This window comes from Pseudomonas sp. BT76 TE3572, assembly GCF_050435365.1.
Taxonomy (GTDB): domain Bacteria; phylum Pseudomonadota; class Gammaproteobacteria; order Pseudomonadales; family Pseudomonadaceae; genus Aquipseudomonas; species Aquipseudomonas fluorescens_W.
Genome location: NZ_JBNDKE010000001.1, coordinates 6,000,760 through 6,021,393, shown reverse-complemented (window position 1 = coordinate 6,021,393; position 20,634 = coordinate 6,000,760). Strand labels below are relative to the sequence as shown.

At 52.8% G+C, this 20,634-nt stretch carries 17 protein-coding genes and 2 pseudogenes; 6 read left to right on the top strand and 13 right to left on the bottom strand.

Annotated elements, in window-relative coordinates:
- Positions 1–37: 37 nt before the first annotated feature.
- The 8 genes from sctL to ABH912_RS27425 form a co-directional block, all read right to left on the bottom strand.
- Positions 38–613, bottom strand: a complete 576-nt coding sequence (gene sctL / locus ABH912_RS27460; protein ID WP_033060865.1) for a type III secretion system stator protein SctL — start codon at positions 611–613, stop codon at positions 38–40.
- Between the two features lie 22 nt (positions 614–635).
- The gene (locus ABH912_RS27455; RefSeq protein ID WP_033060867.1) at positions 636–1,178 is read right to left on the bottom strand and encodes a hypothetical protein; all 543 of its coding nucleotides are present in this window, start codon (positions 1,176–1,178) and stop codon (positions 636–638) included.
- On the bottom strand, positions 1,175–1,990 hold the full coding sequence (gene sctJ / locus ABH912_RS27450) for a type III secretion system inner membrane ring lipoprotein SctJ (RefSeq protein ID WP_033060869.1): 816 nt from the start codon (positions 1,988–1,990) through the stop codon (positions 1,175–1,177). The genes ABH912_RS27455 and sctJ overlap by 4 nt, the downstream gene beginning before the upstream one ends.
- Positions 1,991–1,998: 8 nt before the next feature.
- Entirely contained in the window at positions 1,999–2,313 is a 315-nt protein-coding gene (sctI, locus tag ABH912_RS27445) for a type III secretion system inner rod subunit SctI (protein ID WP_419866203.1), read from the bottom strand.
- 481 nt (positions 2,314–2,794) lie between these two features.
- Positions 2,795–3,118 carry a hypothetical protein gene (locus tag ABH912_RS27440; RefSeq protein WP_033060874.1) on the bottom strand — a complete coding sequence of 108 codons (324 nt, stop codon included), beginning with the start codon at positions 3,116–3,118 and terminating at the stop codon, positions 2,795–2,797.
- A gap of 192 nt (positions 3,119–3,310) precedes the next feature.
- Entirely contained in the window at positions 3,311–4,213 is a 903-nt protein-coding gene (locus ABH912_RS27435; protein ID WP_033060875.1) for a sigma 54-interacting transcriptional regulator, read from the bottom strand.
- Positions 4,214–4,296: 83 nt separating this feature from the next.
- On the bottom strand, positions 4,297–5,157 hold the full coding sequence (locus tag ABH912_RS27430) for a sigma 54-interacting transcriptional regulator (RefSeq protein ID WP_050482860.1): 861 nt from the start codon (positions 5,155–5,157) through the stop codon (positions 4,297–4,299).
- Positions 5,158–6,129: 972 nt separating this feature from the next.
- Positions 6,130–7,332 carry a lytic transglycosylase domain-containing protein gene (locus tag ABH912_RS27425; RefSeq protein ID WP_050482861.1) on the bottom strand — a complete coding sequence of 401 codons (1,203 nt, stop codon included), beginning with the start codon at positions 7,330–7,332 and terminating at the stop codon, positions 6,130–6,132.
- Between the two features lie 275 nt (positions 7,333–7,607).
- Here ABH912_RS27425 and tnpA point away from each other — a divergent pair, with 275 nt between their 5' ends.
- The 3 genes and pseudogenes from tnpA (at position 7,608) to tnpC (ending at position 9,758) form a co-directional block, all read left to right on the top strand.
- On the top strand, positions 7,608–7,925 hold the full coding sequence (tnpA, locus tag ABH912_RS27420; protein WP_033060877.1) for an IS66-like element accessory protein TnpA: 318 nt from the start codon (positions 7,608–7,610) through the stop codon (positions 7,923–7,925).
- Positions 7,926–7,936: 11 nt separating this feature from the next.
- Positions 7,937–8,221, top strand: coding sequence for an IS66 family insertion sequence element accessory protein TnpB (gene tnpB, locus ABH912_RS27415; RefSeq protein ID WP_156363953.1), 285 nt, complete (start codon positions 7,937–7,939; stop codon positions 8,219–8,221).
- Positions 8,218–9,758, top strand: a pseudogene (gene tnpC / locus ABH912_RS27410) (IS66 family transposase). The gene tnpB and the pseudogene tnpC overlap by 4 nt, the downstream one beginning before the upstream one ends.
- 85 nt (positions 9,759–9,843) lie before the next feature.
- Here the strand turns inward: tnpC and ABH912_RS27405 are convergent.
- The 5 genes and pseudogenes from ABH912_RS27405 to ABH912_RS27385 all read right to left on the bottom strand — a co-directional run.
- Complete coding sequence (locus ABH912_RS27405) at positions 9,844–10,557, bottom strand: methyltransferase (RefSeq protein ID WP_033060879.1); 714 nt, start codon at positions 10,555–10,557, stop codon at positions 9,844–9,846.
- A 123-nt stretch (positions 10,558–10,680) separates the two neighbouring features.
- A complete protein-coding gene (locus ABH912_RS27400) occupies positions 10,681–10,851 on the bottom strand; it encodes a transposase (protein WP_050482862.1) in 171 nt (56 codons plus the stop codon).
- A 366-nt stretch (positions 10,852–11,217) separates the two neighbouring features.
- The gene (locus ABH912_RS27395) at positions 11,218–12,573 is read right to left on the bottom strand and encodes a hypothetical protein (protein ID WP_156363954.1); all 1,356 of its coding nucleotides are present in this window, start codon (positions 12,571–12,573) and stop codon (positions 11,218–11,220) included.
- A gap of 517 nt (positions 12,574–13,090) precedes the next feature.
- Positions 13,091–14,752 carry a hypothetical protein gene (locus ABH912_RS27390; RefSeq protein ID WP_082459245.1) on the bottom strand — a complete coding sequence of 554 codons (1,662 nt, stop codon included), beginning with the start codon at positions 14,750–14,752 and terminating at the stop codon, positions 13,091–13,093.
- 98 nt (positions 14,753–14,850) lie between these two features.
- Positions 14,851–15,179: pseudogene (locus ABH912_RS27385) on the bottom strand (helix-turn-helix domain-containing protein); the annotation flags it as partial.
- A 464-nt stretch (positions 15,180–15,643) separates the two neighbouring features.
- Here ABH912_RS27385 and ABH912_RS27380 point away from each other — a divergent pair.
- The 3 genes from ABH912_RS27380 (at position 15,644) to ABH912_RS27370 (ending at position 20,631) form a co-directional block, all read left to right on the top strand.
- On the top strand, positions 15,644–17,353 hold the full coding sequence (locus ABH912_RS27380; protein ID WP_050482863.1) for an HAL/PAL/TAL family ammonia-lyase: 1,710 nt from the start codon (positions 15,644–15,646) through the stop codon (positions 17,351–17,353).
- Between the two features lie 488 nt (positions 17,354–17,841).
- The gene (locus tag ABH912_RS27375; RefSeq protein WP_033060883.1) at positions 17,842–18,660 is read left to right on the top strand and encodes a class I SAM-dependent methyltransferase; all 819 of its coding nucleotides are present in this window, start codon (positions 17,842–17,844) and stop codon (positions 18,658–18,660) included.
- A gap of 810 nt (positions 18,661–19,470) precedes the next feature.
- A complete protein-coding gene (locus ABH912_RS27370; RefSeq protein ID WP_033060887.1) occupies positions 19,471–20,631 on the top strand; it encodes an SDR family oxidoreductase in 1,161 nt (386 codons plus the stop codon).
- Positions 20,632–20,634: the final 3 nt, after the last annotated feature.

Below are 20,634 nucleotides of genomic sequence, written 5' to 3'. Positions count from 1 at the left end.
TGTGGAACGAAGCGCCCGTACGGTTCCATCATCGACGTCAATCGTCTTGGGGGAGCAGCCCTCGACGCAGGTTTTGCCAATCGATATCGAACGCTCCGTTGACGTGACTCAAGCGCAAGGCATCAATGGGCATCGACGTGTCCCCCTTGAGTTGCCAATGGTCAGCGAAGCGACTTTCGGCCAACCATTCAGCCAAAGGCTCGAGTAATTGCGGGTGACAACTCAGAGTGGCTGCGCGCTCGTCCACCTGATTGGTCGCGAGATTGCGCACCAGCGCACGGATGCGTTCGACCAAGGAGGTTTCGTCCAGCAACCGCCCCAGCGCCAGGTTGAGCAGCTCTTCGGCCGACACCACCGCTTCGTGCCGAGACGCCAGGCGTTGCTCTTCAAGCGATTGCAGAAATCCATTGGCAGTGTCCCAAAACTCGGCTAGCGCCTGATCGAGCACACCTTGGGCGTGCGCCTGCGCTTGGGCCAACAGTTGGTCGGCCTGAAGACGCGCCGTGGCGAGCATTTCATGAGCCAGTTGGGCGTTGGCCAGATCCTCGCGGCGCACTATAGGCTCGGCGAGGACGGGGGCCGAGCTTAGCGAAAGTCGGCGTTTGACTAGCATAGGTGTGATTCCTGCCGCGAGGTCATGGTGCGGCGACCCTCCACAGGATGGCCTGCCACAATGTCTGGAGTTTGTTGTCGGGCATGTCGCCAAACGACTCGGCGACCTCTGCGGGTGGCCACATCAACCGCAGCCGCAACCAACACGCCTGCCCCAGCCAGGCACCGAGCAACGGCCGCACGTCTGTCACCAATGGATCCAGCCAGAGTCCGGGACGCAGTGCCTTGGCCAGCCGTTGGCACCAGAGAGTGTCAAAGTCATCAGTGCGCGGTGACAGATCAAGGGGCGCAAAACAAATCCGCCGCGCCAAAGACAACGCCCGTTCACGCTGTATCGGGCTAAGCGCCAGCCAATGCATCAGATGTTCGCACGGCTCCGGCGGCTGGCTGGGCACTATGCCAACACTGCGCAGAAAGTCGCCGTGTCGGCTTCGCATCAAAGCTTCAAAGTCGTCGGGTGTCAGCCCGCTGGTCGCGGCAAATTGTACCTTCCAGTCGGTATGTGCCCACTGCCATGCCGAACACCACCACCGCACCCATTCTTCGCGATCATCTAGCGATGTCATGTCCGTGCCGGCAGTGTCGAACCTTTGCCAAATCGCTGCCGGATTTGTTGCCGGATTCGCTGCAACAGCGCCTCTCGCCAGTCAGCACGCAAACCCAAAGTCAGCGCCGTGATCAGCAACAACAGCACAATAGGCATCACCCAGGTCACGCCTCTCCAGAAGCCAAGGTTCTTGCTGTCGAGCAGAAAAGGACCGAAATTCACCAGCCGCTCGGTGTCCTGAAATTCAACAGCGGGGACGAACACAATGGAAAGCTTTTTCGAGTCCTGAGATTCCCCGGACATACCCGGAATACTGCTGGCCACCATTTGCCGGATCCGGCCACGCACACTGTCAGGATCAAGCGCCGTCGTATGTTTGATGAACACCGCGGCCGATGCCGGCTGCACCGGCTCACCGGGTGCAATGCGTTCGGGCAATACCACATGAACCCGGGCCACTATCACCCCGTCGATCTGCGACAAGGTCGCTTCCACTTCTTGAGACAGTGCATAGATGTAGCGCGCACGCTCTTCAAGCGGAGTGGAAATCACCCCTTCCTTCTTGAAGATTTCACCCAGACTGGTTCGCGAATGTCTGGGCAGCCCGGCCGCATCAAGCACGCGCACCGCGCGATTGATGTCGCTGGTGGCCACGACAACGGCTACGCCGGTTTTTTCCGAGCGTTTGTGAGCAGCAATATGCTGATCGGCAAGCTTGGCCACCACATCATTGGAGTCTTGCTCGGACAGGCCGCCGAACAGATCAGTCTCATCGCTGCAACCACTGAGTAGCAGAACGCAGAGCAACAGGCTCGTGCCAATAATTTTCACGAAAACCTCTACTGCAGATTGGTCAGCTTATCGATCGCCTGAGCACTCTTGCTCACCACCTTGGTGGTCAAGGCCATTTGCAGCGAGTATTGCGACATCGAGCGGCTCATTTGGGCCATGTCCATCGGGTCGCCGGTGGCCGACATCGCTTTCATGCTGCGCATCGTTTGCTGCGACAGCTTATCGGTGGATTCGAGGCGCTCTGACACCGCCCCCGCAACCTCATCGCTCAGACTGGACGCTGGCGCGTCATCGAAACGCATGGCGGAACTGAAAAGGTCGACATCCGCTTGGGAAGAACTTGTCACCAGACTCTGCTCCATGTCCAGCGACGGGACTTTAACGGCATTGACAGTGGAAATGCTCATATGAACTCTCCGGAAGGCTGTGTCGATTCAGATGCGATAAGGCATCAAGCAAGGGCGTTGCTGCTGGAACCTGGCGTCAGGGACCGATGAGACTGCTGTCTGTGTCTGTGTCTATGTCTGTGTCTGTGGCGCTGCTGAGCAGATCGCGTGGAACAAGCTGAGGCTCCAACCGGAAAACCAGATAGGCCAAACCATTGCCCTGCTCTCCGGAACCGCCCCTGGGTCACCCCAAGGCCTTTTTTTTGCGCAAGGCCACTCAAGAATTGCGCGAGATCCGAGGGATTGTCGCCATCCATTGCAGCAGCGGGCGAGCCCGCACCATTAGCCGCGCGGCTACCGGACAGATCGCAGTCTTATGGAGTGTCAACGTTCAAAAAAACCATGACACCTCCAAGACAAGATGTGTGCCCCCTTGCAAAGCAAAGGGGGGGAAACATCAGTAGTTGATGCCTGTCGCGTTCTTCGCTAGCGCACTCAGTTCCTTGTTAGTAGTATCCATTTGCATGGAGTTGATAGCGTTCATTGTCGACTGCTGTTGGTTCGCAATGGTCGCGTCAGACATCAACTTGGTCATTTCCGCACCGTTCTTATCTTGGTCCCTATTGGCTTCGCGCTGAGCATCCACGGACTTAGCGGTTCCGGCGGAGCGGGTTAACTCCGCTTGCGTTTCGACAGTCCCTGCGACGTTAGCGGCGCCCTTAGAGACGCTGCCGACCTGCTGGAGGAAGGTGCTCGCGATGGTAGTTGGAGTGATAGCCATGATAATTCCCTTGATTGAAAGCCCGCATTATTGCGTGGTGAGGATAGGTGGTCCCGACGGGCTTTTCGGTTCCGTCCCGTAGCGGATTAAAAAATCGAGTTAAACGGCAGACGAGTGAAAACCTTGCCAAAAATGCTCAGGGATCTACGAAGGGCTATTTGCGAACACTAACGAGAGACCTATGGATACGACTTAAACGTCAAGGTCCTTCATGCGGTGATAGAGGGTACGCCGGGGGATACCTAGTTCTTGACTGACCGCCTCGATGCTATTTTTATGTCGCCTGAGTGACTCCTGAATCAACACCTTTTCGATCGCCCGCAATTGAGACTTGAGACCGGAAGAGTAGTAGTAGTCATCGATTTGATCGATACCTAACAAGTCAAATCCCAGCACGAAACGTTTCGCCGCTGATTTCAACTCGCGAATGTTGCCAGGCCAGTTATGGTTCTGCAGGACCTGACACAAGACAGGACTCATGCTTTTGGCATCATGACCCAATTCCTGCGCTAAGGCTGCGACGAACCGACTGAACAAAGGAACGATTCTGGCCGGGTGTTCGCGCAAGGCGGGCAAGTGCAGGGTAAAGACATTAATGCGAAAATACAGGTCGCGACGAAACATCCCCAACTCCACCAGCTCATCGAGCTTACGCTGCGAGGAAGCGATCACGCATAGGTCGAGGTGGATTGCCGTCGTGGAGCCCAAGCGCTCCAGGCTGCGGGTTTCAAGCACTCTGAGCAGCTTGGCCTGTAGACTTAATGGCATGCTGTCGATTTCGTCGAGATACAGTGTGCCACCCTGAGCCGCCTCGATGTATCCCATGCGTGAACTGTCAGCCCCGGTATAGGCGCCGCTGACCACACCAAACAGCTCGCTTTCGGCGAGAGATTCAGGGATAGCAGCGCTGTTCATCGCCACCAACCGGCCCTTTCTTCCAGACAAGGTATGGATTCGCATAGCGAGGGTGTCCTTGCCAGTCCCGGTTTCTCCCCAGAGCAGCACATCAATACCCAACTGCGAAATATTCTGGGCAATGCTCTCGAGGTTAGGCCCGTCGTTATCTTCGTACCGTTGATAATCGAATATATCCATCCACGACCTCTAATGCACTGGAGTTGCCAGAGGACGGCAATTCGCTACGTCAAGAATGAAACCAGGGTGCAGGCGGTGCGGACTCAAACGCCCAATTCCTTCATGCGGTGATACAAGGTGCGTCTTGGAAGATCGAGTTCCTGACCTACCGCCTCGAGGCTGTGCTTGTGCCGTTTGAGCGCATCCTCGATCAACATTTTCTCGATCACCTTCAACTGCGTCCTCAGGCCAGACACTGGAACTTGCTTCTCGATCAGATGAGCTCCCAATATCGGGAAGCCGAGCACATAACGTTTTGCGGCGGACTTCAGCTCACGGATATTGCCGGACCAGTCATGACTCAGCAGCACCTGTACCATGTGGCTGTCCAGCACCGGAACTGGCCGTTCGAAGTGAGCGGCCACGGAATGGGTGAATTGGTCGAACAGGGGCAAAATCTGCTCGCGACGCTTGCGCAAGGCGGGCAACTGGATCGTCAGCACATTGAGCCGAAAAAACAGATCGCGTCGGAAAAGTCCCTGTTCCACCAATTCATCCAATGGCCGTTGCGCCGAAGCGATCACGCGAAAATCCAAGGGTACGAAGGTGGTCGAACCCAAGCGTTCAATGCCACGTGTTTCAAGGATGCGCAGCAGCTTGGCCTGCAAGGCCAATGGCATGCTGTCAATTTCATCGAGATACAGCGTACCGCCCTGCGCCGCCTCGATGTAGCCCATTCTTGAGCGGTTGACCCCGGTATAGGCCCCGTTCACAACGCCGAAGAGCTGACTTTCAGCAAGTGTTTCAGGGATCGCGGCACAGTTTATGCCCACGTAAGAACCTTTCCGATCAGACAAGTGGTGAATATGTTTGGCCAGGGAATCCTTGCCGGTCCCCGTTTCCCCACACAAGAGCAAATCCAGTTTTACATGTGCGGCGCTCATCGCAATTTGATGAACATCCATTGCAGTTGTGTCGCCCTGCAACTCCAGGGTGCTTACAACGATTCCCTCTTTCATCGAAATTTCTCGCGTTGGGCAAGCCGGACTATTAATAGCATGCTTATCAATGGCAGTAATATCTAATTTTAGTTCAATGGCGTCAGGAGTTCACATATCACGAGCATGGCATCACTTTGACACCATCCCGAGGTATTTAAGTTGAACGCTTATTCAAGTTAATTTTCAGAATCAGCATAAACATCTAATTTATTAAATTATATTCTCCTTTAAAAACAATGATTTATCAAAACAAATAAACAGCCCATACAATTATCACAATACCCGGATCAAATTCATTTTACCTCCTACACTGGAGGAGCTACCGACAACTACAATTCAGCTAAAAACTTATATCAATGCCTTATAAATTCTGCTTAAACAGAGTCAGTTTCACGACCAAGGCAAAATAAAAACCAGAGCGTAACGCTCGATGATTTACGGATCCTTAGTTACCTAAATTCAATTTTTTCCGCAACAACCAACGCTGACTTACAAGGCATCCATTAGCTACTCACCAACACTTTCTTGCTCATATTTTTATTTCAAACGTTTAGCTCAAATAGTTCCTTCTGTTCCATTCAACTCACTGCTGAATCCAATACCTGTCTGCTTGTCCCGTGTCAGCGAGGGGCTGCACGCCTTGGCTTCCGCCCCCCCGTGACAGCGACCTGGCGACTTTCAGATTTTTAACACGCAACTACGCTCTTTAAATTTTCCAGATCAGGTTACTGGTAGGCGGCAAAAATATTCACAGCCATTTATTGGGAAGCCCCTGGGCCTAAAGGAACTATTGTGAACATAATCGAATATTGAAATCCGTATGATCATGTGTCTTAGCAATGTTACAACCACCCGCCACTGCATCAAGATAGCCATCCTTTGCTTGGATCCAGTTTTCGCTCAAAAAGTTGGTGTAAGAAAGACTCGAAAAAAAGCTCAGGGCGTCTGGCGAACGGAATAGACGACCACCGCCACAGCTGCTTTCGAAGCATTCGGCCTGTCGTATCTTGGCGTTTTTGCTGCAACTGCAGGTCGCTTTTGAAGGGGCATCAACGGCTTCGTTTGCACACTGGCAACCGGTCTATCCATCTGCTTTTGCGGAAAGTGTTGAAGCGCCAGGTCCTCGTCATAAATTTTTGCCAAACTGACGGACAATGTCTGTGCTTTCGCTCGGGGTACCAGCAAATATGCAGGACCATCGAGCGTTACATTCTTGAGAAACGCTGGGTTAAGCCCCAATAGTTCGGCTTCCTCGATCCCGGCATCGACAGCGACTTTCGCCAGGTCCACCGGATGGCTGAGTTCGACCACCTCGAAATAAGGCTCGTTGGCTACCGGACTCAACTTTATGCCATAGGCTTGCGGCTCTCTCACCAGTAGTGACAACGCCAGGAACCGGGGCACATACGCCTGAGTTTCCCGAGGAAGCGTCAGGTGCCAATAGTCGATCGGCAGGCCCCTTTTCTGATTCCATGCAATGGCGCGACTGACGGTCCCTTCACCAGAGTTGTATGCAGCCAGTGCCAACAGCCAGTCACCACCGAACCGATCGTGCAGGCGCGTCAGGTAGTCCATGGCCGCATTGCTGGAGGCCAGAATGTCTCGTCGGCCGTCATACCACCCAGTTTGATACAGATTGAAATCCCGTCCGGTCGAGGGGATGAATTGCCAAAGCCCTACCGCCTCGCGGTTTGAATTGGCCATGGGATTGTAGGCACTTTCAATAATGGGCAGCAGCGCCAGCTCGGGTGGCATCTTGCGCTCATCAAGACGCTGTGCGATGAAGTGAATATAGCGGCTTGCGCGACCGCTGGCGCCCCCCAGGAAAGACGGATTACTGATGAACCAGTCACGCTGCTGCTCGATCCTGAGGTTAGTTCCGTTGTTATCCAGTAACGTGAACCCTTGGCCCAAACGCGCCCATAGATCTTGCGTGGGATCGCCCGTAAAAGCGCTCGGGTTCAAACCGGCGACGGGCCTAATGCCTGTGAGTACCCGGGGAAACCGCATACTGCCGTGGTCGTCCATGCGGCCTATGGATTGGCAACCCGCGCACAGAGCACTCAGCGTGAGGGCGAGTACCTGCATCGAGCGCAAAATTTTCTCGCAATCCATCACGTGGGGTAAATGCGGCAGCATCGGAGTCGTCGTCCTAGAGGGTTCCCTCATGGGTGTCCAAAACGTCGAGCGGGTTCCGTTGATGGTTGGATGATTTAGACGGTTGAGGCGATAGCTACCAGAAAAAACGCCAACATCTCCCACCAACACAAATCCGTCTTGTGTGCGAATGGCTTTTTGCGGATACACAACAGTATCCCTCCGGCCAAGTCATCTATCCAGCCCTGTAAATCCAAGACATGGTGTGCACTTAAATTTAAGTGGGCACCAGTTCTAGCCTTTTAAGCGGGTATTTCATGCAGCCACAACGCCGTTCCTACTCCAAATCCTTCAAAGTCCAAGTCATTCAAGATTGCGCCCAGCCCGGTGCCTCGATTGCCAGCGTCGCGCTGAGCCATAGCCTCAACGCGAACCTTGTCCACAAATGGATTCGGGTGCAAACACAAAAAAACACGGAGCTGCAACTTGCTTTTATTCCCTTACCCATGCGGCTAGCCGGAGCAAATTCGCAAGCTGCGTCATCGAATATCTGCGTTGAAATCCCGCACCCGCGTGGCGCTGTCAAAGTGAACTGGCCGACCGATGGCGCGGCCGCCTGCGCGACCTTCCTTTGAGATCTGTTGCGATGATTCGCATCGACGCCATCTGGCTCGCCACCGACCCCATGGACATGCGCGCCGGTACTGAAACCGCGCTGGCGCGGGTGGTTGCCGTGTTCGGTGCGGCGCAGCCGCACTGCGCTTATCTGTTTGCCAACCGCCGCGCCAATCGCATGAAAGTGCTGGTGCACGACGGGTTGGGTATAGTGCGATTTCCATCGTATAACGCCTGCCATGACCAGCCAGGCCGTGCAATTGTCCGATCAGCCTGTCGTCGGTTTTCGCATACTCTGGCAAAATCGGCGGAATAACTTCGCTGCCCAATCTCGACCACTTAAGCCCTGAACAACTGCGCGCTCTGGCAGCGCAGTTGATGCCGCGTGTGGAAAGTCTCGATTAGACAGTCGAGACAATGAGCAAGCAAATCCACCACCACAAAACGGTCAACGAGAAACTGGCCCACGAGATCGCGCAGCTCAAGCGGTTGCAGTTTGCCAAGCGTAACGAACATTTAAATCCGCAGTAGGCCAGCTTGCTGGACGATTTGATCGATATCGCGGCGATTGAGGCTGAGCTCCAGGCATTGCAAACATCTCCACCTGCGACCGAGAAAAAGCAAAGGGCTAAGCGCACGGCGTTGTCGCCGGAGCTCCCACGCACGCTGATCCACCACGAACCGGACAACACTCACTGACTTTGCGGCTGCGCACTCAAGCATATCGGTGAAGACGTCAGCGAAAAACTGGGCTACACGCTTTGCGTTTTTACCGTCGAGCGCCATGTCCTTGGCAAGTGGGTCTGTGATGAGTGCGAAACACTGATCCAGGCACCGGTGCCGGCGCGGGTCATCGACAAGGGCATCCTGTCCGCAAGGCTGCTGGCGCACGTCATGATTGCGAAGTATGCCGACCATTTGCCTCCCTACCGTCAAGAGTCGATTTTTGATCGAGCCGGTTTGTCCATCCCACGTTCAACCTTGGCTCAATGGGTTGGCGTGAGCGGTGTGCAGTTGCAGCCGTTTGTCGACGCACTGCGTGACGTGGTGCTCGGGCAGCATGTTATCCACCCCGACGAAACGCCGGTGCAGATGCTCACGCCGGGCGCAAAGAAAACCCATCGCGCGTATGTCTGGGCCTACGCCACCAGCCAGTTCTCGGACTTGGCGGCGGTTGTTACGACTTCAGACCCAGCCGTGCCGGAGAGCATGCACGCAACTTCCCGCAAGACTGGAAAGGCAAGTTGGTCTGCGACGATTTTGGTGGTTACAAGGCCAGCTTTGAACTCGGCGTGACCGAGATCGGCTGCATGGCCCATGCGCGGCGCAAGTTCTTCGAATTGCATGCCACCAACAAGAGCCAGCTCGCCGAACAGGCCTTGCGCTACATCCAGTTGCTGTACGAAATCGAACGTGAAGTCCGCGACCTTGAACCGGATTTACGCCGCCGAATACGGCAAGAAAAAGCGGTACCGGTGATGGATGCTCTGCATACCTGGATGATCGCGCAGCGCCAGATCGTGCACGACGGCTCGGCGATAAGTAAAGCTCTGGATTACAGCCTCAAACGCTGGACGGCGCTGTCGCGCTATCTCGATGACGGTGCTGTGCCCATTGATAATAACTGGGCAGAGAACCAGATTCGGCCGTGGGCGTTGGGTCGCGAAAATTGGCTCTTTGCAGGATCACTACGCAGCGGTAAACGCGCGGCGGCGATCATGAGTTTGATCCAGTCGGCGCGGCTCAGCGGGCATGATCCGTATGCTTATTTGAAGGACGTCCTCACGCGCCTGCCGACGCAGCGGGCGAGTGAGATTGCGGAGCTGCTGCCACACAGGTGGCAACCGGTTTAGTTGCGCAAGATGGGATGCCTGGACGTACATGTATCGCAAATTGTAATTCCGTCGATAAGCAGGAGATAACAATCTAGTGTTTCGCTCAATGCTTCGATCGAGCGCTGACTATCCAGCGTGAGACCTCCGACTGCATTGAAAATGAAGACGAGATGATCTTATATCGATAACTTCCCAATCCACTTAACAACGCCTCGCGATTCATCAGGTTGGACGCCATAAAATAAATACGACCCTTTGAAGTCAAGTGCTGTGTCGCCTCAGTTAGAAAACGAGTCAGCAAATCGCCATTGGGGTCACATAATGCGATTTCAGCTTCGTGCTCTACAGTTTTGTCGAATAAAGGCGGATTAAATAGGATAGTGTCGAAGCGCATGCCTTTCAGATTTGAGAATAAATCACTCAATATCACTCTCCCCGGTATACCAATACGGCGGAGATTTTCAGTTGTGCTCGAGATTGAGGCATTTGAAATATCGGCCAGAACCAGATCCATCCCTTGGCAATAGAGAGAGATCCCGACAAAACCACTGCCACACCCCAAGTCCAACACGGTTCTCCCAATGTTTTCGCTCAAAAGTGCATCGACCAAAAGGCTGGAGGATAGTCCGATCCCGGGATGGTACACATTAGACGGAAGAAATAGCTCGACGCCGCCGATTGAGGCGGCAGGTTGCGGCTTGGCTAGATTGGCAACGTGTTGCGCATGGCTCGAAAACGCGCTCAGCCCGATTTCAATCCATTCCATTGGAAAAACTTGGGTATAGATTTTTGTCGATTCAATTGTATCTTCGTGCATTGCCAACTCCCTGGTCTGTATTGATCCAAGGTGAGTGGTAACAAATCCGTTGGGGTTCCAATAACTCAACTGACTACCGCCGTTTGGCAAACCAAAATAGCGAGTTGGCCGCGCCCACCCCGTCTATTGCAGCATGGCGGCCTGCTGATCGCGGTAAAGCGGTAGCCACCAGCGAACGACATTGGCGTTGATACCATGCCTCATCGCAATGGCCGCCACGGAAACACCGGGCTGCTCGCACCCTTGGACGACTTGGGTCTTGAAGGATTTCGGGTAGGACTTACGTTGGCGCATAGCGATCCTGGCGTTAAGGGTAATTGCGTCCGCTTAAAATACGCGGACACAATCGCCCTTATCGGCCGGGCGAGGAAGGTGTGTTCCCCGGCCCCTTACACACAACACGATTGGGCGCCAAGAGAATCTTGTGTTCGTCGAAAGCCGGAGCTTCCCCAATTCCAAGGTTTTGCCTATCAAATATGACGCCTTTGGCTTTTTTTCGGTGCAGTACCCACTGACAACTATCGGCCAGAAGTCCGATTGCGAAGGGCCATGGATGACTGAAAGCCGGCTCTTACCGGAAACTTCTCGATCAACGAATTTTTCCTGATCGTAGGGGCACGCGCGGAAAGCGCGCCCCTCCTGACTGGCCCTCGGTTCAGTTCATTCTTCCCCAACCTGCGACCCTGTTGCCGCGGGCTGTTGCAGTTCTGTTGCTTCCAGCAGCAGTTTCCGCCGCAGCTTCCCGATGCGATTTGGATTTGCCCCCAACCCGGCGGTACTCAGTGCGTCTTCGACTTCATTGGTGCTTTTCAGCGTGCCGTCGAACTTGACCAGCTGCGTCCGGATCTGATCATCCGACGGCGCCGGTCGCTTTAACATACCTCTTTCTGCCTGCATCAGCTCGGTCATACGGTTTGAACTTACCCCCACTCCGGTGGCACGCAGTGCTGTTAGGGCTTCTTCCACGCTTCTTGGCGTGTCGTCCAGATTTTTCAGCTGCGCCTTGACCTGATCATCCGTCGCCGTCGGCAGGTGCCGTACACCTCTTATTGCCTGCATCATCGGGGTCATGCGAGCTAAACCTGCCCCCAATCCGCGGGCATGCAGTGCGGCTGTGACTTCGGCATTAGTTCTTATCGTGCCGTCTGGATTTCTTAGCTCCTTCTGGAGCTGATCATCCGACGCCGACGCAAACGGTCGGACAACGTTTACTTTCCGCAGCTGCGTGGTGATGCGAGATGTACTTGACGACAATCCGGAGGCTCTCAGTACGCTTCCGACTTCTCGTCCGGATCTCACCTTGCCATGCTTATTTCTCAGCTGCGCCTCGATCTGTGCGTCCGTCGCCGACTTCTTATTGGTGGCAGGAGCTTGGGGAGCGCCGGATAAGGGGGCTGCAGCAGCTAACGAGGAGCCCGTCCTCGCCACGGCCGAGAATTGTGCCCGAGCGTCACGTAAGGCGTACTGACTAGCGGCGGGAGAGCTGAAGGCAGTCCGTACTGGAGAGCCAGGACCCGACGCGACTTCCCTCGTAGACAAGGAACCTTGTTCTCCTAGCGCTAGTGCTGGCGTAGCAGGTGGCTCAAAACTGGCATCGCAATAGATATGCCCTTTCAGATCAGCAATGATCACCCGATTCAGGTTCAAGGACTGATCAAGGGCACAGGTAACCCGCATCTGCTCGGGCAGGTCCCGCGGCAAATGTAGGGGTGAAAAATAATCCTTCGCGCCGATGGCATAGGTGAGGATGAGGTTGTCATTTAAATGTTCAATCGGCTCTTTGGGGGTTTCGGGATGAAACGCACCGTGAAGAATGCGTTGTTCAACCTCAGAAAGCGCCGTCATCACTTTACCGGTATGGAAGGTGAGGTTTGCGACACTTACAGAAGGTGGCAGCGTCACGGGTACGGGCTGAGAGGACGGGCGTGCTTGCGAAGGAATGGCTGTACGGTCATCAGCTGATAGGCTGTGGGCGTTCTGGGGCGGAATTGATGAGAGGCGTGTAGTAGAAAGCATGGGTTAATCTCGCTCAGAGTAGAGGATGGCCAAGGGCAAGTCTTTACCATCGGTGGCCGGTGAGTGGTGTCGGCCGAACGTTAAGTTTCATGACGGTTGGATAAAGCTGTGACGGAATAAGCACTGCTGGGGTGCGGTCATCATGGAAAGTGGGCCGCCGGTGAACGCGAGGGCCCTGCCCCGCTCAGAAATTCAGGCGGAATAGGGTAAGCCTGGAGTGCCGTCGGAAACGGCAGGCGAACCGCAAGAAACGCTGTGGGTGCTGCGGGCAGTGGGGTTGCCGATTTAACATAGCGAGTCACACGTTAAGCCGCATGCCAGCTATATAGATAGGCAGGTTGTGGATATGTGTAATCCTGCTCCGTTGCTCCCCAAGGACCTCGTTTTTCGTCGTCTAATTTGATTTATCTGCATAGCTTGCTCGGCATAAATGCAGTAGAAGGGCGTCCGCGAACCAAGAAATCAAGCCGATACCCAACTGACTGAGTCAGCAAAACCGGCCCCTGCAAGCGACAGATCAGGGCAGTGCAGTGGAGTCATAATGAATCTCGGCCTGGTCATGGAGCTGGGCAAAAAAGTGACGTGGAACCATTATCTGTGGCCTGAACAAGCCATTGACCAAGCTGTTGATATCCTCGTTGTAGAGCATTGTCTTCGCTACCTGGGGCGGGACATACTCGCGCAGCGTACTGACGATGTGCAAGCCGATACCTTCGAGAATGTGCGGGCCGTGAAAAGCCGACTCGTCGGCGCTGAAGAAGCGATTATTGAGACGTTCGACTACCGCCTCCTCCTGTTCAGAGGGGTCATCATCCGGGTCAGTTCGAAAGTGATTCATGATGGCGTCAAAACGCTCATACGCCGAAGGTGGTAATCCCAAAAAAGGGTCCACCAAGGTCATGACACCGGTCTTGACGAACGCAGGATGGTTTAGGTCAAAGCGCATCATCCGATCACCAAAGCGACTTCGACCCTTTTGCGGCTCGTGCCCAGACTCCAGCGAGAAGTAAACTTGATCATCACCACCCACTTCAGAAATATCCTCGCCGGTGGAGTGCATCTCCTTGAAGGAGATATTGCGCTCTTGAAGCTTGACCCTGGAAAACAACGAAACGCTGCCATCGGGCCGGTCAATGGGCACGTCATGGGTGGTGACGTGGGTGGCAAAGAATGGCTGACTCAAGAGCTTCGACATAAATGCACGCTCGTGCTGTTCCAGAGGCCATAGGGTGGCTTTGACTTCGTTGATATTTCTTAACGAAATCTCTTTGAAGTTACTGACGCGCTCGTCCTGGCCCCACACCGGGCCAGCAGCCAACATCGCCGCTTGACTCTTTAACGCAGGCACTTCCCTGAATTTATCTGTGAACGTGTTTAACGGATTCAATAACACTGTGAATGTGGGCTGATGACTGCCCATGACGGCTCCCGCCGCACCACGAAGGTTGCCCTGGCGATCCATTTCGAAAGTGATGAACTGGTTGGCGTTGTCGATATTGGCAATGAACGATATCGCCCGGTAACCCTGGTGAAGGTTATCGCTGACCACCGTCTTGGGCTCGGCAAGCAATGCTTGCAGAAGGTTGGGTTGTAGTTCAGGGTCGAGCCTCTTGCGCAACGGGCCCACATGGAACTGCTGGCCCGCCACATGTACCGACAACGGCAAACGACTTTCGTGGATCGATGCCGGATCAGAAGCCTGCGCCCCCCTTGACCGCGAGTTTTGGGCAACGTCACTGTCGGGAGAAGAGCTACTTCTTGGGTGTTTCCCCAGGGACTGGGCGGATAGATCGCGGGCATCGATTTCAACCAGCGTCTTGCCTCCCCTATCACGCACGGCCAGTTTGGTGATGTTTTGTCCGTCGTGTTCATACACCGCGTGATGAGCGCTGCCCAACCCCGCAGCGAACTCGAAGGTGCCACCGTTCGGTTGCTGGGTTTGCCTCATGATCGGTTCCTGGGCAACCAGGGCCCGCGCGGCCTTTTCCAACATCAGCCCCTGGTCAGGCGAAAACCGTCCCTTGCCCGCGCTCACCCATCTGTTGGAAATACCCACCGCCCGCCCCTGGCTGCGCACAAAGGTAGGCACAGCATCGTTATCCGCGTGTTTTTCATCCACGGGTATGGCCAGCGAAGTCGACGCAGCCGACAGGTGCGAAATGTTGAGCGAAGGAATCATAAGCGTAGGCTTACCAGGACGAAGGGAGATGCCGGGTAAGTGGTCATTGAGCGCGAATAGGTTCCCTCCCTGCACTGGATGATACCTAGCGGGCTGAGCTGGTCACTGCCCGGTGAGATGCCAGCGACTCGCGCCATGCTTCGACAGCTGCCGCGAGATTGACCTATACGCGGTTAAACTACTTGCCCAATAACTCGGATTAGCACCTCTGGTGGTGCTTACGCCCGCTCGCTGGCTTGTCGATCAAGCCGTCTAGTCGCTGTTCTCGAAACACTGACACCAAAGAGTGACCGAGTGCATAGAGAATCCAACCAAGTGCGCTATTTCAACCCGCGAACAACCTTGAGCGGCCAACAGGATCACCCGAACGCGACGACCGCCGGCGGCTTAATCTTTCGGGACTCAGGACAATATCTTGGGCTCTCATCTGTTCGCCTCCGATAGTGTGATGATCGAGAAAGCGTAGCCAATTTTTTGGAGAATTTATTTTAGAGGCAGGACACTCTATTTTCATACAGTATTGATAGCACCTCTGTTACCACTGCCAAGACCATTGGTCTTGTAGATTATATTAGCTCCAATGCTAAATATTTCTATTTAAAGTCTCTGATACAAAATAGTGCAGCAACACTCCGTTAGTATTAATCGATTCCAAAGAACTCTTGCCACGCTGAAACAAGCGGTAGAAGTCTAACAAAACCAAAGCACACGTTAAGGTCCGAGTTACCGTTCCGCTGGTCTTCCCGCCCTTTCCAATTTTTTTGGCGTATCCGTGGAACCGTAACTGTAAAGATGCCACTCATCGATTAACTGGAAGTTTTCGATCTCCAGAATGATTGATGCCATAAAAATTTTTTCTATTCTTGTCACCTATTTCAAAAGAGACCCAATATGAATAATCTGACAAACGCTACGAATATAACGGAACTTAGTGACTCCGCCGAGCCTGAGGCAGTCGATTCAAGTGTCGAAGATACAGTATCGTTGCGTGGCACTGGATTGTCGATCGCTGACCTCATGCGCGTAGCGCGTGACCAATGTTCAGTTGGTTTATCGAAGGATCCGGCTCTCCATGAACGTATTGGCCGCGCTCATGCGCGCATGAAACAAGCTGTCGCCAACAACGAAATGATCTACGGTGTTACCACAGGATTTGGCGGCATGGCTAATGTGCTTATACCAGCCGACGAAAGAAATTCTCTTCAAGACAATATGTTGTGGTATCACAAAGCCGGCGCCGGACGAAACCTGCCTTTTCCCGACGTCCGTGCAGCAATGGTATTGCGCGCCAACTCACATTTGCGTGGTGCATCTGGGCCTCGACCTGAACTTATCCAGCGATTGTTGACGTTCGTCAACGCCGGCGTTACGCCGCATGTCCCTGATCTGGGATCAATCGGGGCAAGTGGAGACTTGGTACCATTAACCTACATCGCCGGCGCCATAATTGGCCATGATGCGGGTTTTCTGGTTGACTTCCAAGGTGCCACGATGGACTCCACCGCTGCATTACAAAAACTGGATTTGCCGCGGCTACGCTTAGAACCTAAAGAAGCGCTGGCAATGCTGAACGGCACCTCGGCGTGCACTGCTATCGCGGCGGGCTGCATTCATGAGGCACGCAAACTGGTAGAACTAGCGATTCAGGCTCACGCGCTCATGATCCAGGGGCTGCGTGGGACTGATCTGTCGTTTCACAAGTTCATTCACGATCATAAACCTCATGCAGGCCAAGGCTGGACTGCCGCTTGCATGCGCAATCTTCTTAGCGGCTCCGGGCTGATCCGAAGTGCCAACGGAAAACATCGCAATCCCAAAGAAGGTTTAGTGCAAGATCGCTATTCACTGCGTTGCCTTCCTCAGTTTATGGGGCCTATTGTCGATGGCCTCGAGGAGGCGGCTCGTCAGATCGAAGTGGAAATGAATTCGACTACAGACAACCCTTTGGTGGACGTTGAGAATGGTGACATCTTCTATGGAGGCAACTTTCTCGCGCAGTATACGGGCATGGCAATGGATCGCTTGCGTTACTCCCTGAGTCTCGTAGCCAAGCACCTCGACGTCCAGATTGCCCAATTGGTAGCGCCCGAGTTCAACAATGGGTTGTCACCATCGTTGGTAGGTAATCGTGAGCGGAAGGTCAATATGGGCTTAAAAGGCTTGCAAATTTCTGCAAATTCAATAGCGCCACTTGTAAGCTTTTTCGGAAACTCTTTGGCAGATCGGTTTCCGACACATGCCGAACAATTCAACCAAAATATTAATAGCCAAGCATTTGGATCAGCTAATTTGGCGAGGCAGTCTATTGATCTACTGAGGCAACTTGTATCAATGTCATTGATTTTCGGATTGCAAGCCGTAGACCTACGGACCTATGCAATTGCAGGACATTACGACGCGAGTCAACTTTTGGCACCAGCAATGTTGCCACTCTATACCGCGTTACGCGAAATAACCGGCACACCAGCTTCCGAGGCACGCCCATGGCTATGGGATGATAATCAACGGACGCTCGATCGCGATGTCGCTTTAATATGCGCAGATATCGAGAGCGGAGATCTAATTGCGCGTGCTAGCTCTGTCCATTTCGGAAAAGTGTAAGTCGCGTGCAAGACAGCACTCTAAATTTTAGGTCTGGGATCTTCGTTGTAGTCTATCGATTCGTTAAGTAAGAATCCCCCAATATGGCTTGAGAATCCCCCCAAAGAAAAATAGTGTACGTTCTGTTAACGCTCACAAGTAGCCACATGACGAATCTAATTTATTTTTGCAATTATGCCTTCCCCACTACCTGAATTTTTTCATATTGGCAGAACGCTAATTAAAAATATCAGCACCAGAGAGACTGCTAGCAAAACGCTTTATATTTCATGCAAATCAATTGCAATTCAACTCCCAGATTGCTTGCCAAATATACCCCTCAACGTCCTGATTTCATTGTTGGTATCACGAAAAAACGTTAATTTTATATACTCCGACAGCGCGGTACTGTTTTCACTTTCAGAAGGTATCTTTACCAATCTCGACATAAGCAATCCAGTGATTAAATTTATAATTTCGCAGCAGACTTGAATAGAGGCGATGGCATTATGTCAGAATCCCAGTATCTTCTTGGTCATACAGAATCCGAAATACGACGGCTGGTATTTCAGTCAAAGATGCTCAGAGCCATCACCACTCGCCTGCTTTTGTCTGCCGGCATCAAACCTGGGATGCGGGTCCTAGATTTAGGCTGCGGTCCAGGGGATGTCAGCATGCTGGTCGCCAAACTGGTTGGCCCCGGGGGCTCAGTCATCGGCATTGACCGCAGTCGTGCGGCCATCACAATCGCCAGGAAACGGGCGACTGATTCCGGCCTGAAGAACGTAGCATTTTCTCCAGTATCCCTAGCAGATTTTACCGATGAAGGTGGCTTTGATATGGTCACGGGCCGGTATGTGCTGATGTACCAACCTGAGCCTACAGTTTTTCTCCAGTATGCAGTAGCCCTACTGCGTCCCGGAGGAAAACTGGCATTCCATGAGGTAGATATCACCCGCCAACCGGTAAGCACCCCATTTCTTCCGTTATTCGACACTGTCTGTGCCAGAACACTATCCGCGTTTAAAGATGCACTATGCCATCATGAGGTGGCGGTTAGTCTGGGATCATTACTCCACTCCATCAACCTTACGGCTACGGGCGTTTTTTGCGAAATACCGGTCGAATGCGGCCAAGCAGTAAATATTAGCAGATGGGTGGGGGAATCATTCTGCAGTGTCTACCCCCAGACCATTGAGATAGAAACGACCTGTGGGAAAAAAATTTCTACACAGACTCTTGTAGATGAGCTGATCAAGGAAAGTCATGAGGCGAATGCTCAGATTGAATTCCTGCGTCAGGTATGTGCCTGGGGGACAGTATCATAACTAGTGCCAGATTTAGTTCGAAGAAGATAAACAGCCAACGAGATATTAGTATGCTTGCTAATGTTTATAAACATCCATCTTATAGCAACGGGCATGCAGATTACGACTGAGGAAGTTTATGATGAGAATGCCTGCACCTCCCTGTTAGTTATATTTTTGCATAGCGGCCATCGCATCACCACATCTAAACACGCGTCAAATCTTAACATATCGTCAGAAATCACCGCAAGAACTGACGATCAGGTACAACCAGTCACGAGCATTCTCGCCCACTATGCAGAGGTGTAAATATAAACTAAGGGCTTGCACGATAAACCCAATTGCAAGGCAAAAATCAAGAAAACGATTCGAGGCTTTTTCGGACCTCGAGACCAATAACCGCAGAGCCTCCGCCTCAAATTCAAACTTCATAGCCAATTTCGTTGTTTTCGCTTTGCGCCTACCTTTCATTGCCGATCCCTCGCGCGTTGGATGAAAAAGCTGTCGTATCGATCAACCATTTTCCCTCCACCATGCGTGCAAAAAAGAGTTGGCAGTTGGCTAAGTCCAACGGAACGGGGATTGCACGGCTCCAACACAGACGGCCCCTTGGGTCATTGGGGCTGTACTGAGGCGTATCTGATCGTTGGCGTCGTCACGTATTTATCATGGAACTGAACGGTCTGACACACCACTCACTCACTGTCGATGAATTGGACGCTGGCAATAGACGCATCGACAGACTACTGCAATAGGAAAAAGGCCCTGCATAGCCCGAATGACGAAAAGTTCAGGAAACGATCCAATTAAGATCGTACGAGGAGAACACCAATGGATAAAGCTTATGAGGGTAAGGCGGTTTTCATTACAGGCACTACCGGCTTTATCGGTTCGGTACTGCTCAAAACCATGAGCGAGAAGCTTAAAGGTATTGGACGAATCTACTGCCTTTACCATTCAACAACCCCTTCCCTGGCCTATGCTCACGACGAACGAGTTGTTTGGATAAAGGGGGACGTCACGCTGGAGGACTGGGGGATTTCTGATGGCTGGCTGTGGGAAATCAGGGAGAACGTGGAAATTATTTTTCATCTGGCTGCCTATACCCGCTGGGACACAACTATACAGGATCAGGTTCACGCTAATACCTTCTCCGCGCTACATGGGGCAGACCTGGCAGCAACTTGTAAAAAACTAACTTTATACCTGGTAACATCAAGCTATTGGGCGCTGTGTAATCGCTCGACACCTGAAAACTTCCAAGAACGAATTTATCAGGATTTCACAGCAGAATCCGAACTTAGCGAGATGGTAGAAACAGGTAGTAATGCAAGAATCAATGAGTGGCCTAATGCCTATTCCTACTCTAAAAACCTAATGGAGCGCTTGTTGCACCACCGCTATCCTAATTTGCTTGTAATGGTCGCACGCATCACATCTGTAACAGGTGCGTGGGCGTATCCCAATAGAGGTTACTGCGACTTCTCTATTTCCTTGCCAGCGTTTGTGAGAGCGATTGCGCTGGGAGGTGCTAGGTATTTCCCTGCATCGATGAAGGCGGCAGTCAATGATATGATCCCTGTTGATATTTGCGTTAACATGTTGTTGGCGAATGCCGTTGACCCATCGAATACTACATTCCAGGTTATCCATTGTTCTTCTGCTACACGCAATACCCCTACGCTTGGCGAGGTGGCTGAGATGGCTGGAGATATAATCTACTATTCTAGTCAAAATGAGTATAGCGAGGTGTTATCTAATCTTACCGATAAGCAGGCACAGCTTAATAAGCTTATTGTCGGCGCATACGGATTTGCTATGGCAAGCAGCTTTATCTTTGACGATGCGCAGGCCCGCCGACCGTTGCAGTGGATGGCTCCGGAGACCTTATCCATATTCCCTATTGATGTAGATGCGCTGGTGTGGCCGTCGATTATCTCAGCGATGAAGAAACAACTTTTTAAGCCGGTAGACGGCTGTTCTACCCGCTGAAAT

What these genes read in the sequence shown, in the direction of transcription:
- sctL (WP_033060865.1), bottom strand. Translation starts at nt 613, where the DNA reads ATGCTAGTCAAACGCCGACTTTCGCTAAGCTCGGCCCCCGTCCTCGCC.
- ABH912_RS27455 (WP_033060867.1), bottom strand. Translation starts at nt 1,178, where the DNA reads ATGACATCGCTAGATGATCGCGAAGAATGGGTGCGGTGGTGGTGTTCG.
- sctI (WP_419866203.1), bottom strand. Translation starts at nt 2,313, where the DNA reads ATGGAGCAGAGTCTGGTGACAAGTTCTTCCCAAGCGGATGTCGACCTT.
- ABH912_RS27440 (WP_033060874.1), bottom strand. Translation starts at nt 3,118, where the DNA reads ATGGCTATCACTCCAACTACCATCGCGAGCACCTTCCTCCAGCAGGTC.
- ABH912_RS27435 (WP_033060875.1), bottom strand. Translation starts at nt 4,213, where the DNA reads ATGGATATATTCGATTATCAACGGTACGAAGATAACGACGGGCCTAAC.
- ABH912_RS27430 (WP_050482860.1), bottom strand. Translation starts at nt 5,157, where the DNA reads ATGGATGTTCATCAAATTGCGATGAGCGCCGCACATGTAAAACTGGAT.
- ABH912_RS27425 (WP_050482861.1), bottom strand. Translation starts at nt 7,332, where the DNA reads ATGCTGCCGCATTTACCCCACGTGATGGATTGCGAGAAAATTTTGCGC.
- tnpA (WP_033060877.1), top strand. Translation starts at nt 7,608, where the DNA reads ATGCAGCCACAACGCCGTTCCTACTCCAAATCCTTCAAAGTCCAAGTC.
- tnpB (WP_156363953.1), top strand. Translation starts at nt 7,937, where the DNA reads ATGATTCGCATCGACGCCATCTGGCTCGCCACCGACCCCATGGACATG.
- ABH912_RS27405 (WP_033060879.1), bottom strand. Translation starts at nt 10,557, where the DNA reads ATGCACGAAGATACAATTGAATCGACAAAAATCTATACCCAAGTTTTT.
- ABH912_RS27400 (WP_050482862.1), bottom strand. Translation starts at nt 10,851, where the DNA reads ATGCGCCAACGTAAGTCCTACCCGAAATCCTTCAAGACCCAAGTCGTC.
- ABH912_RS27395 (WP_156363954.1), bottom strand. Translation starts at nt 12,573, where the DNA reads ATGCTTTCTACTACACGCCTCTCATCAATTCCGCCCCAGAACGCCCAC.
- ABH912_RS27390 (WP_082459245.1), bottom strand. Translation starts at nt 14,752, where the DNA reads ATGATTCCTTCGCTCAACATTTCGCACCTGTCGGCTGCGTCGACTTCG.
- ABH912_RS27380 (WP_050482863.1), top strand. Translation starts at nt 15,644, where the DNA reads ATGAATAATCTGACAAACGCTACGAATATAACGGAACTTAGTGACTCC.
- ABH912_RS27375 (WP_033060883.1), top strand. Translation starts at nt 17,842, where the DNA reads ATGTCAGAATCCCAGTATCTTCTTGGTCATACAGAATCCGAAATACGA.
- ABH912_RS27370 (WP_033060887.1), top strand. Translation starts at nt 19,471, where the DNA reads ATGGATAAAGCTTATGAGGGTAAGGCGGTTTTCATTACAGGCACTACC.